The sequence below is a fragment of the Micromonospora sp. NPDC047187 genome (assembly GCF_040643355.1).
GTDB lineage: Bacteria > Actinomycetota > Actinomycetes > Mycobacteriales > Micromonosporaceae > Micromonospora > Micromonospora salmantinae.
The window spans coordinates 373,615-385,930 of record NZ_JBEYUF010000001.1 but is presented as its reverse complement, the minus strand read 5'-3'; the positions used below and the strand labels follow the sequence as shown (position 1 = coordinate 385,930).

Sequence of the window (12,316 nt, the reverse complement as noted above, 5' to 3'; positions counted from 1 at the left end):
CGATGACAACGACGGTGACACCGGTTCGCCGTGGCGATCGGGAGATCGGCGCCTACATCGACGGACGCTTCGTGCCGGCAGTGGATGCCACCACCGTCGCGCTGGCCGCGCTGGCCACCGCGGCGGTGGCCACCGCGGCGGTGTCGGCGGGCCTGGCCATGCGTCGGCGCCCGGCGATCGGCACGGTGACGATGGGTCCCGGCGGCTGGATCAGCCTCAAGCACACCGGCAGGCCACCGCTGCGCGCCGCTTCGACGAGCCGGCCCTGGTGGGCGCACCTGTTGCGGGCACACCGGCTCGTCGAGCAGCGCTGAGCGTTCCGCCCACCCCCGGAGGTCCCGGACGGTCCCGACCCGCCCGGGACCTCTGACCCTTAAGCCGCGAGTGGTCGCTCGGCAATGCTGGGAGGAGATGAAGGAGGGGTAATGGCCACCACATCGCACGAAGCCTGGCACGGGTTCCGCGGCACCGGCTGGCGCGAGACGATCGACGTCGGCGGATTCATCCACGACAACATCGAGCCGTACACCGGCGGGCCGGAGTTCCTGACCGGGCCGACGCACCGGACCGAACGGATCTGGCGGCGGCTGCAGCGCATGTTCGTCGAGGAGACCCGTCGCGGAGTCTACGACGTGGACGCGCACACCCCGTCCACGATCACCTCACACGAGCCGGGCTACCTCGACCAGGACCATGAGCTCATCGTGGGCCTGCAGACCAGCGCGCCGCTGCGCCGCGCGATCATGCCGAACGGCGGGCTGCGGATGGTGGAGGCCGGCCTCAAGGCGTACGGCTTCACCCTCGACCCGGCCGTGCAGGCGATCTTCAGCCGGTACCGCAAGACCCACAACGACGGCGTCTTCGACGCCTACCCGGCCGACGTGAAGGCCGCCCGCCGCTCGCACATCATCACCGGCTTGCCGGACGCGTACGGCCGGGGCCGGATCATCGGCGACTACCGGCGCGTCGCGCTGTACGGGGTGGACCGCCTGGTCGCCGAGCGCCGGGCGGTGAAGGCGTCGCTCGACGCTCAGCTGTCATCGGACAACGTGATCCGCGACCGTGAGGAGTTGGCCGAGCAGATTCGGTCGCTGAAGGAGCTGCGTTTCATGGCCAGCCGGTACGGATGTGACATCTCCGGCCCGGCGAGCACCGGCCGCGAGGCGATCCAGTGGCTGTACTTCGCCTACCTGGCGGCTGCCAAGGAGCAGAACGGCGCGGCAATGTCCCTGGGCCGGACCGCCACGTTCGTCGACGTCTACCTCCAGCGTGACATCGAAGAGGGCCGGCTCACCGAGCGGGAGGCGCAGGAGCTGGTCGACGACTTCGTCATCAAACTGCGGATCATCCGGTTCCTGCGCACGCCCGAGTACGACCAGTTGTTCTCCGGCGATCCGACCTGGGTGACCGAGGCACTCGGGGGAATCGGCTGTGACGGCCGCCCGCTGGTCACCCGCACGAGCTTCCGCTACCTGCAAACCCTGTACAACCTGGGTCCGGCTCCGGAGCCGAATCTGACAGTGTTGTGGTCGCCGGCGCTGCCCGAGGGGTTCAAGCGGTTCTGCGCCCAGGTCTCCATCGACACGAGCGCCATCCAGTACGAGAACGACGACCTGATCCGGCCCGCGTACAGCGACGACACCGCCATCGCCTGCTGCGTGTCGGCCATGCGGGTGGGAAAGGACATGCAGTTCTTCGGCGCCCGCACCAACCTCGCCAAGGCCCTGTTGTACGCGATCAACGGCGGCCGCGACGAGATGACCGGCGAGCAGGTCTTCGTCGCCGAACCGATCGCCGACGACGTGCTCGACTACGACGAGGTCCTGGCCGCGTACGACCGGACGCTGGACTGGCTGGCCGAGACCTACGTCGACGCGCTCAACGTCATCCACTACATGCACGACAAGTACGCCTACGAGCGCATCGAGATGGCCCTGCACGACTACCCCGTGCACCGCTTCCTCGCCACCGGCATCGCCGGCCTGTCGGTCGCCGTGGACAGCCTGAGCGCCATCAAGCACGCCCATGTCAAGGTGCTGCGCGATGAGAGCGGTCTGGCCGTCGACTACGCCGTGGACGGAGACTTCCCGGCCTTCGGCAACAACGACGACCGCGCCGACGCGATCGCCGTCGACCTGGTCGAGCGATTCATGGCCAAGATCCGGCGGCAGCCCAGCTACCGGGGTGCCGAGCCTTCGCTTTCTGTTCTCACGATCACCTCGAACGTCGTCTACGGCAGGCACACCGGCAACACGCCCGACGGGCGACGCGCCGGTGAGCCGTTCGCGCCGGGCGCGAACCCGATGAACGGCCGCGACACGCACGGCATGGTCGCCGCCGCGCTGTCGGTCGCCAAGCTGCCGTACCGCTGCGCGCGCGACGGGATATCGCTGACGATCACCGTCGCTCCGAACGGCCTCGGCCACACCCGTGACGAACGGATCACCAACCTCGCCGGCGTGCTCGACGGCTACACCGACAGCGGCGGTTTCCACATGAACGTCAACGTGCTGAACCGGGCGACACTCGAGGACGCCATGGCCCACCCGGAGAAGTACCCGCAGCTGACCATCCGGGTCTCCGGGTACGCGGTGAACTTCGTCAGGCTCACTCCCGAGCAGCAGCGCGACGTCATCTCCCGGACCTTCCACGGATCGCTGTGATGACCGACGTCACGGTACCGGTGACCGGCTCGCTCCACTCCTTCGACATCTCCACCGGAGTGGACGGGCCGGGCACCCGGTTCGTCGCGTTCCTGGCCGGCTGCCCGCTGCGCTGCCTCTACTGCCACAGCCCCGACACCCAGTACCGCCGTTTCGGCCGACCCACCTCCGTCCACGAGCTGCTCACCGAGATCCGCCGCTACGAACGCTTCCTGAAGGTCGCCCACGGCGGCGTCACCCTCAGCGGCGGGGAACCGCTGCAACAGCCCGCCTTCACCCGCGAGGTGCTGCGCCAGTGCAAGGAGATGCGGCTGCACACCGCCCTGGACACCAGCGGCCTGCTCGGCGACCGCGCCGACGACGCCCTGCTCGACGCCACCGACCTGGTGCTGCTCGACATCAAGTCCGGCGACCCGGCCACGTACCGGACGGTGACCGGAACCGGGCGGCTGGCGCCGACCGTGCGGTTCGCGCACCGCCTGGCCGACCGCGGCGTGCCGATCTGGGTCCGTTTCGTCCTCGTGCCCGGCCTCACCGACGATCCGTGCAACGTCGACGCGGTCGCCTCCATCGCAGCAGACGTGCCCACGGTCGAACGCGTCGAGGTGCTGCCCTTCCACCGACTCGGCGCTCAGAAGTACGCCGCCCTCGGCCTGCCGTTCCCGCTGGCGGACACGCCACCGCCGGACGAGGCGCTGCTGCACCGGGTCTGTCGCCAGTTCCAGGATCACGGGCTGACGGTGTACTGACGGCCCACCGGCGGCTTGGCTCGGCACGAGCGGCTCCCGGACCAGTTCGCGCTGGTCGGCGTCGCGCACGTCGCATGTCGCCGCGAGTCCTCCGCCGCAGCCGCGAAACCGACATTCCGTAAAAATAACCGCACTAGGTGCGTAACGTGCCGGACATGTTCGCTCACACACGACGCAACCTGTTGCTCACAGCGCTCGGGATGGGCATGCTCGCCGGTGCCGGTCAACTCGGCATCGCGTTCAGCCTCGGCATCGTCCAGCTCGCCGGTGCCTCCACCGGCGCCGCCGTCAACCAGTGGCCTGCACAGCTCGTCTGGGTGGGCTGGTTCGCGGCACACGCCGCCGTAGCCGGCACCATCGTCGCCGCACGCCTGGCCCGCCGGTACGGAGCGCTGGGGAGCACGGGCAGATTGGTGGCCGTCGCCGCCGCCGCCGCACTGGGCGCCACCGTCGTGGCGCCGCTCTGCATCCGGCCGGCCCAGGCCGCCGAACGCTTCTCTGTGGACCCGATCTGGGCCCTCGGCATCTGCGCGGCCCTCGGCGCGCTGGTTGGCGCGGGTGCCGCGATCGCCGTACTGGTGAAGCCGCCGCTGGGTTGGAACATGGCAGCAGTGGGCGGCGTCGTTTGGCTACTGGCGCTCGCCTCGGTCGTCCCGTCGCTCGCCACCGCCGGGCCGTTGCCCGCCGTACGGCTCGGTGTGCTGGAGCCAGCCTGGCTCGACGCCGACGCGGCACACCGGCTGGCGATCCTGACTCTGCCGTCGGTGGCCCTGCTCATCGGCGCGGCGACCGGCGGGCTGGCCCGCTGGCGTGGGCATCCGCCGCTGGTCAACGGCGTGACCGGCGCGGCCGGCACGATGCTGGTCGCGTTCACCTATCTGACCGCCGGTCCCGGCGACGCCGTCGACCGGTACCAGATCACGCCGTACTACGCGGCGCTGCTCGCCGTCGCCGCCGGTGTGCTCGGCTCAGCCGCCGCCGCGTCGTTCCGATGGCCGCTCCTGCCGCGCACCGCCGAAGCGCGGGTCGACGAGTCAACCGACATCCTCCGTCCGCTGGCCGCCGGTTCCGCCGTGCGGCAGGCCACGAGGCCGGCCGTTGGTGGTACGACCGACGAGCCGGAGCCCGCCGACCTGGCCGGCACGGGGCCGGTCGCCGGCGCGACCGCAGCGAAGCTCCCGACCGCAGCCGAACCGCTGGGCTTCGGTGCACCGGTTGTTACCGCCGCATTGGCCGCACCCGCCGACCTCGACGACACCCCGGAGACATCGGAACCGACCCCCGCGACGGCGGCCCACCTTCCCGCGGGACCTGGCGGGGACGGCTCCGGGACGGCGGAGGCGGAGGTCGACGACACCGAACCCGACGGGATGCCGCCCGACGGGGCCCTCGCCGCCCCGGGGACCCTCCGGATGTACCAGCCGCCGAAGACCGACCGGACGCGGGTTCAGGCGACCTGGCCGGTCGTTCCGGCGCGGCGGGTGCCGCCCTCGGCCGAGCCCGCTCCGGGCGCCGAGGCGACCCAGTCAGCCGGTACGCAAGAGAGGCCCGAACCGGCGCTCCCACCTCGGCACCGACCGCCACTGCCCAACCTGAGCCGGGCCGCGAACTGGGACGCCCTCGCGACCGCCCAGCGCGCCGGGCCCACGCGCACGACCGATGCCGTGCCGGCCCGCCCCGCCGGGGCCGACCCGGTCCCCGCGCCGGCCCACCCGGCATCCGTCGTCGAGGCGGGACGGGCCAGCGGGCGGCTGGGCCTGTTCCGGCGCAACAAGTCCCGGGCCGACGGGGGCACCCCGGCGGACGGCGAGCCGCTGCCGAGGCAGGACGCGGAGTTCGTCGACTGGGTGACCCAGCTGGGCAATCCGGTAGCGGACAACGAGCCGGATCAGGAAGCCGGTCGCTGGTCACTCCGCTCCACCGGCAGCCACCGTTAGGAGTTCCTAATCCTGGCTTCAGGTTGATCGGGGAGGATGAGCGGCAAAGCATCGACTGGAAGGGGGCGGGTCGGCGTGCGGATCATGATCGCCGATGACGAGGCGGCCATCCGTGAGTCGCTGGAGCGGGTGCTCCAGGTCGAGGGTTACGGCACCAGCACCGCCGCCAACGGTCTCGCCGTGCTCGACGGGATCGGTGGCGCGGCGCCGGATCTGCTGATCCTCGACGTGATGATGCCCCGCCTCGGCGGGTTGGAGACCTGCCGGCGGTTGCGGGCGGCGGGTCGGGATCTGCCGGTGCTGATGCTGACCGCCCGGGATCAGGTCTCCGACCGGGTCGCGGGGCTGGACGCGGGCGCCGACGACTACCTGCCCAAGCCGTTCGCCACCGAGGAGTTGCTGGCCCGGGTCCGGGCTCTGCTGCGCCGCCGCGCGCCGGGCGACGACGAGTCGCAGATCCTGTCGTTCGCCGACGTCCGGCTCGATCCCGACAGGTTCGAGGCGTGGCGGGGTGGGCGGCCGCTGTATCTGACCCGGACCGAGTTCTCCCTGCTACAGGTTCTCGTGCGCAATGCGACCCGGGTGTTGACCCGCGACGTGCTGTTCGAGGCGATCTGGGGCTTCGACATGAGCACCACCGCGAACAACCTTCAGGTGTACGTGAGCTATCTGCGCCGCAAGATGGAGGCCGAGGGTGAGCCGCGACTGATTTACACGCTGCGCGGCCTGGGGTACACGCTGCGGGAGACTCCTCCGTGAGCAGGCCCGCCGGCCGGGAACCGCGTCGGCTGACCCGATGGTGGCGCCGGCGGTCCCTGCGGAGCAGGCTGACGGTGATCGCGGCGACGGCCATCGCGGTCAGCGTGTTCGTGGCCTTCCAGGTGGCCAGCGAGCTGCTGGACTCGGAGCTGCAGGACAACGCCGAGAATCAGCTACGCGCGGACTCCCGCGTCCTGGCGACGACAGTGGAGCACACCGGTCTGGCGCAGGTCCAGCTACCGCCGTATCCCGGATCCGGTCGGCTGGTGCGGGTCATCCTGCCCGACGGTTCGACCCGGACGCCGGCCGGCCAACCCGCGCTGCCCCCCGTCAGCGGGCCCGCCGGGCGCGTGGCGCAGGGCGCCTCGGCCGACCTGATGGAGTCGAACGACAGCGACGACGACGGCTACCTCATCTACACGCTGCGGGTGGGCGACGGCGCGGTCCAGGTGGCCCGCAACAGCGACGACAGCCCGATCAACCGATTCGGGTTCGGCATGCTGCTGATCGGACTGCTCTGCGTGGCCGGAGGCGCCCTTGTCGGGCGGACCGTGGCGCGGACCGGACTGGCACCGATCGACCGGCTGACTGCCGCCGCGGTTCGTGTCGCGCAGACCCGGAACCTCGACGCCGACATCCCGGACGAGGGCGGCGGGGAGATCCGGCGGCTGATCCAGTCAATCAACGACATGCTCGCCGCGCTCCGGGACTCCCGGCGGGCCCAGCGGCTGCTCGCCGAGGACGCCGCCCACGAACTCAAGACCCCGCTCACCAGTCTGCGCCTCAACGTCGAGCTGCTGATCCGGCTCGATCGGCGCGGCACCCTGGACAGCGCACTGCCGGCCGAGAGCCGGACCCGGCTGCTCAACGATCTCGGCGCCCAGGTGGCCGAGTTGAGCACCCTTGCCGCCGAGCTGACCGACCTGGCGCGCGGCGACGTCAGCGACGAGAGCACCGAGCTGCTCAATTTCGCCGACGTGGTGGTGGCCGCCGCGACCCGGGCGCGTTCCCGCGTGCCCGACATCGGGATCGCGCTCGACGTGACCTCCGTGTGGGTGAGCGGGCGTTCCGCTGCGCTCCAGCGGGCGGTGCTCAACCTCATCGACAACGCCGGCAAGTGGTCCCCCGCTGACCAGCCGGTCCAGGTCCGGCTCCGTGCCGAGGGCGCGTCGGCGGTCCTCGAGGTCGACGACGCCGGGCCGGGCATCGACGCCGCCGACGTACCGCGGGTGTTCGACCGGTTCTACCGTGCCGGCAGTGCCCGGGCGCTGCCGGGCTCAGGTCTGGGCCTGTCGATCGTGCAGCGGGTCGTCGACGCCCACGCCGGCCGGGTCACCGTCGCCCGGTCCGCACGCGGTGGCGCGCTGCTGCGGATCATCCTTCCGGCCACCGCCCCGCCCGCTCCGATCACGCGGCTCACCGCGGGGGTGGACACGGTGGCGCGCTGACCCGCTGCGGCACGGCGCCGGGACCGCCACGGCACGCGGTGCCAGGACCCGCCGCAGCGGGCGACGCAGGACAAGGGCGGCGGACACGGTGACGGCCGCCGGGCCATGACAAAGATCCGGGACGAGCAAGAGCCCGTCCCGGATCTCGACTGTGCCGCCGCGCTCACCGTTGCGGCGCGGGCCCCTCCACGAGCGGCCGTTGATCGTCCGGCAGCTCCACCGGTCGGGACAACCGGCTCGGCCACCACATCCGCCGGCCGATCAGCAGGGTGAGGGCGGGCACCAGGACCGACCGCACCAGCAAGGCGTCGAGCAGCACGCCGAAGGCGACCAGGAACCCGACCTCGATCAGCATCACCAGCGGAAGTGAGGCGAGGACCGCGAACGTGGCCGCTAGGACCAGGCCGGCCGAGGTGATGACGCCACCGGTGGCGGAGAGGGCTTTGAGCATGCCCTCTCTGGTGCCGAGGCGCACGGTCTCCTCCCGGGCCCGGCTGGCCAGGAAAATGTTGTAGTCGATGCCGAGCGCCACCAGGAACAGGAATGCCAGCAGCGGCACCGAATAGTCGACGCCCTTGAACCCGAGGATCGTGTCGAAGACGAACACGCTGCCGCCGAAGGCTGCGGCGAATGAGACGATCACGGTCGCCATCAGGACCAGCGGGGCCACGATCGCTCGCAGCAGCAGCCCGAGGACGATCAGGACGACGGTGAGCACCAGCGGGATCACCAGCTTCTCGTCGCGGGTGGTGGTGACCTCGGTGTCGAGGTTCTCCGCGCTCGGTCCGCCGACGATCGCCTCCGCCCCGTTCACCGCGTGCACGGCGGTGCGCACCCGCTTGATCGTGTCGTACTCCGCGGCGGTGTCCGGCGCGTCGGTCGGGAACACGGAGATGTCGGCCCAGCCTCCGCTGGTCTGCCCCGGGACGGCCATGGCCACACCGTGAGTGCCCTTGACGATGTCGAGCACCCGGTCCTGGTGCGCCGGCCGCGTGAAGATCGTCATCGGCTGGCCGCCGAGTTCCGGGAAGTGCTGGCGGAGGACGGTGAAGCCGGTGACCGACTCCGGCGCGGACAGGAACTGGTCCTGCTCCCGCAGGGCGCCGGTGTTGCCCGCCAGCCCGATGGCGAGCACGCCGAGGACTCCGAGCGAGCCCAGCGTCGCCACCCACCGGCGGCGGCTGATGGCGGTGCCGAGCCGTCCCCACAGCCCCGGCTTCTCCTGGACGGCCGTGTTGAACCGCGGGATGGCCGGCCAGAAGATCCGCCTGCCGAGCACCACGAGTAGCGCCGGGAACAGCGTCAGCATGGCCACCAGCGCGCACAGGATGCCGGCCGCGCCGATCGGGCCCAACCCGCTGGTGCTGTTCAGGTCGGCGACGAGCAGGCAGAGCAGGCCAGCGATCACGGTGGCCGCCGACGCGACGATGGCCGGTGCCGCGCCGCGTAGCGCATGGACCATCGCGACCCGGACGTCCTCGTGGTGGTGCAGTGTCTCCCGGTACCGGGCGATGAGCAACAGCGCGTAGTCCGTGCCGACGCCGAACACCAGGATCGTCAGCAGCGCCGAGTTCTGGTCGTTGATCACGATGCCGAAGCCCTTGACGAGCAGGTAGACGGTCGCCATCGCGGTCAGTGCGGCCGCGCCCACAGCCATGAGCGGGATGAACCACAACACCGGGCTGCGGTAGGTGAGGATCAGCAGGAGCGTGACGACGACAACGGTGGTGAGGAAGACCTGCAGGTCGATGCCGTCGAAGACGGCGTCCAGGTCGCCGTCGACCGCGGCCGGTCCGGTCACGTCGAGTTCCAGGCCGGCGGGGCGGTCCTTCGCAGCCTCACGCAACGGGCCGACGATGGTCTCCGGTGCGCCGTATGTCGTGCTCACGTCGAGGGTGAACATCATCGCCTTGCCGTCGGCGGAGGGTCTCGTCGGTGAGCCCTCCTCGTCCTCGCCGCCCGCCGCCGTCGCCTTCGGTGGGTACCGCTTGGCAAGGGTGTTGTGGTGGCGCTCGACCGACGCGCGGTCGGCGTCGGTCATGCCGCCGGCCCGGTGGTACACGAAGACGAACGTGTTGTCCTCACCGCCGGGCAGGCTGTCCTCCAGCACCGCCACCTTGGTGGACTCGGCGCTGGCCGGCAGGGTGTCCACGGCTCTGTCGGTGGTTACCGAGCTCAACTTCCCGCTCAGCGGCACCATGACCGCCGCCAGCGCCACCCACAACCCGATCACCAACCATGGCACCCACCGGCCTGCCAAGCGACCGGCCGGCGCTTCCCCGGGCGGCGCTGCCTTGACTGCCATCACTAGCTTCCTCCACACGGTTATCGCTCGTCTGATGCCGACTTCGTACCGAGCGAATCTGAGACGACCGTTAATGCGCCGCTCAGGCCGGGTGGCGGAACCAGGTGCCGAGCCCACGCCCCAGCGCGGTGGTGTCCAGATCCAGATCCTGCGCGGTGCAAGGTCCAGGCGACGCAGCCGTCGGGCCGGATCAGCTACGCGTCGAGGATGTGCTCGGGCAGTTCAACGAGGAAGTGCATCGGCACGGCGGCGACGGTCGGCAGCACCCAGAGCAGCAACACGTACTCACCGAGACCGGCGAGGGCCAGACCGGTGGCGGGGAGAACTGCAGCGCCTTGGACCAGGTGAAGCTCGGCGGACGCCGGATCGAGCTGGGTGAGATCGACGCCGCGCTGCAGGCGCTACCCCATATCGCCGGTGCCGCCGCAGCGGTACAGCGCACCGCTGCGGGCAACCAACTGCTGGTGGGGGTACGTGATTCCGTACGACGGCGTCGCATGCGTGCAGCGCGGGAAGGTTGCGCTCGAGCTGGTCACGCCCGCTGGATCGGCACCCCGTCAAGCTACGTCGGCGGCCATCGACGCCCTCGGTGTTCGATGGCCAGTGGGTGGGGTTGGCCGGTGAGGGCTGCCAGGGCGGTGGCGACGGCGCGCAGGTCAGCTTTGATGTAGGTGGTGGTGCGGGTCCACGGCGGTCGGTGTGGCCGGCGTAGGTGCGAGCGTGATTCACCTCGCACAAGTTTGCCCCTGACGTCAACGTGAGGTTTTAGCGTGGTGATATGCAAATCAACGGCTCAACAGCTCTCGTGACCGGAGCTAACCGCGGCCTCGGCAAGGCCTTCGCCGAGGCCCTCCTCGTCCGGGGAGCCACCGTCTATGCGACCGCCCGTCGCCTGGAAAGCATCGACATCCCCGGCGCCATCGCGCTCCAGCTGGACATCACGGATCCCGCGTCCATCGAGGCCGCCGCAGGCAAGGTGGGCGACCTCGACATCCTCATCAACAACGCCGGCACCTCCACTGAAGCCCCGCTGCTCGGCCCCTCCACGGAGAACATCCGCCGCGACCTCGACACCAACTTCTGGGGCACCCTCAACGTCACCCGCGCCTTCGCGCCCAGGCTGGCCGGTGGCGCCATCCTCAATGTCATCTCGGCGCTGAGCTGGTACACCTTCAGCCCCGGCAGCAACGGCTACGCCGCCTCCAAGGCCGCGGAGTGGTCCCTGACGAACGGCATCCGACTCGAGTTGGCAGACCAGAAGACTCTGGTCACCGCCCTGGCGCTGGCGATCGCCGACACGGACATGATGGCTGGCGTCGACATCCCCAAGCTCGCGCCCCACGAGGTGGTCGCCCAGGCCCTCGACGGACTGGAAGCAGGCAAGATCGAAGTCATCGCTGACAAGCCCACCGCCAACGTCAAGGCCTCCCTCTCCCGCGATCCCGCCGACTTCTACGCCGACATCACCGGCAACCTCTTCGCCTGACTTCACCGGTAATCCGCCTGCCGGAGTAATCGGCTTGGTCAACGGGCGTACGCCCGGCGGGCGGCCCGGATTCTCATGAAGCCGGGCCTCCGCCTGACCGCCGCAGGGGTGCGGACGGCGAGCGAAGCCCTGAAGATCGTGATCGACTTCGTGGTCTTGAAGCTGGCGCCTCCAAGGTGCGACCGATGGCTCCGGGAGGCATAGGACCTTCTGCCCCTGCTCACAGGCCAGATGGGCCTTGGTGGTCAGACCGCCGCGAGATCGTCCGAGCCCGTGATCGGCGGACCGGAGACCTCTTCAATTGTCGATCACCGCCACGCCGGGACCTTCACCAGCCACCACGACTTCCAAAACACGCCTTGGTGTCCTGCCGAGCCATCCGCCTCAACAGGCATATCCGGCAAGCCACACCGCCGCCGCGGCTGGGTTGAGCGCACGGCACCTACAGCATCCTAGGAGGATGGCCTGGGGGGTTGGCTTCTTCAGGCCGAAACGCATCTTCTTCGGCTCGGGGACTACTACAAGCTGCGGGCGCTGAGCGTCATCGAGCGCGGGTCGTTGATCCGTTGGCATTACAGGGCGCCGCCTGGGGTTCTGCCGGCCCGCCGGAGGGCCTGCGGGGTGTCTCGCTCGGCAGCAAGCAGCGCCTGGAATGTCGCCTGCAGGCGCCCGCGGCCGTGTAGTGCCAGCGCTGCGTCTTCCCAGTAGCGAGCTCGGCGCTCCGGCATGACAATCCGGGCTGGGTCGATTTGCCGGGCGTGATCGACGGCGGTGCCGTAGTTACCAAGTACCCGGGACACGCTGATCTTGTAAACAGCCAGGTCGAGCAGATTGAATTGCCCGACCTTCGTGTCACCGGTCCGACGGGCCGCTCTCTCGGCTTCGCCGAGCAGGGTCCGCGGCACGGCACGCGGCACAGGGCACGCGGCACGCGGCACGCGGGACGCGGCACGGCTATGGTGAGAACGC

The 12,316-nt window shown here is 70.4% G+C and carries 9 protein-coding genes; 7 read left to right on the top strand and 2 right to left on the bottom strand.

Annotated features, from left to right (window positions below; translation table 11 throughout):
• Positions 1-2: 2 nt before the first annotated feature.
• The 6 genes from ABZ794_RS01635 (at position 3) to ABZ794_RS01610 (ending at position 7,556) form a co-directional block, all read left to right on the top strand.
• Entirely contained in the window at positions 3-314 is a 312-nt protein-coding gene (locus ABZ794_RS01635) for a hypothetical protein (protein ID WP_210780657.1), read from the top strand.
• 111 nt (positions 315-425) lie between these two features.
• On the top strand, positions 426-2,663 hold the full coding sequence (gene pflB / locus ABZ794_RS01630; RefSeq protein WP_357513745.1) for a formate C-acetyltransferase: 2,238 nt from the start codon (positions 426-428) through the stop codon (positions 2,661-2,663).
• The gene (gene pflA, locus ABZ794_RS01625) at positions 2,663-3,412 is read left to right on the top strand and encodes a pyruvate formate-lyase-activating protein (RefSeq protein ID WP_357513743.1); all 750 of its coding nucleotides are present in this window, start codon (positions 2,663-2,665) and stop codon (positions 3,410-3,412) included. The genes pflB and pflA overlap by 1 nt, the downstream gene beginning before the upstream one ends.
• 155 nt (positions 3,413-3,567) lie before the next feature.
• A complete protein-coding gene (locus ABZ794_RS01620) occupies positions 3,568-5,349 on the top strand; it encodes a hypothetical protein (RefSeq protein WP_357513741.1) in 1,782 nt (593 codons plus the stop codon).
• 75 nt (positions 5,350-5,424) lie between these two features.
• Positions 5,425-6,108 (top strand): response regulator transcription factor, encoded by a 684-nt coding sequence (locus ABZ794_RS01615; RefSeq protein WP_307850422.1) that lies wholly within the window; start codon positions 5,425-5,427, stop codon positions 6,106-6,108.
• Between the two features lie 74 nt (positions 6,109-6,182).
• Positions 6,183-7,556, top strand: coding sequence for a HAMP domain-containing sensor histidine kinase (locus tag ABZ794_RS01610; protein ID WP_357513739.1), 1,374 nt, complete (start codon positions 6,183-6,185; stop codon positions 7,554-7,556).
• A 163-nt stretch (positions 7,557-7,719) separates the two neighbouring features.
• On the opposite strand, the gene ABZ794_RS01605 is transcribed toward ABZ794_RS01610, so the two are convergent.
• Positions 7,720-9,801: an MMPL family transporter gene (locus ABZ794_RS01605; RefSeq protein ID WP_357513737.1), complete on the bottom strand. Its 2,082-nt coding sequence runs from the start codon at positions 9,799-9,801 to the stop codon at positions 7,720-7,722.
• An 838-nt stretch (positions 9,802-10,639) separates the two neighbouring features.
• Here ABZ794_RS01605 and ABZ794_RS01600 point away from each other — a divergent pair.
• The gene (locus tag ABZ794_RS01600; protein WP_210780665.1) at positions 10,640-11,347 is read left to right on the top strand and encodes an SDR family oxidoreductase; all 708 of its coding nucleotides are present in this window, start codon (positions 10,640-10,642) and stop codon (positions 11,345-11,347) included.
• 572 nt (positions 11,348-11,919) lie between these two features.
• Here ABZ794_RS01600 and ABZ794_RS01595 read toward each other — a convergent pair.
• Positions 11,920-12,252, bottom strand: a complete 333-nt coding sequence (locus tag ABZ794_RS01595) for a hypothetical protein (protein WP_357513735.1) — start codon at positions 12,250-12,252, stop codon at positions 11,920-11,922.
• Positions 12,253-12,316 lie beyond the last annotated feature (64 nt).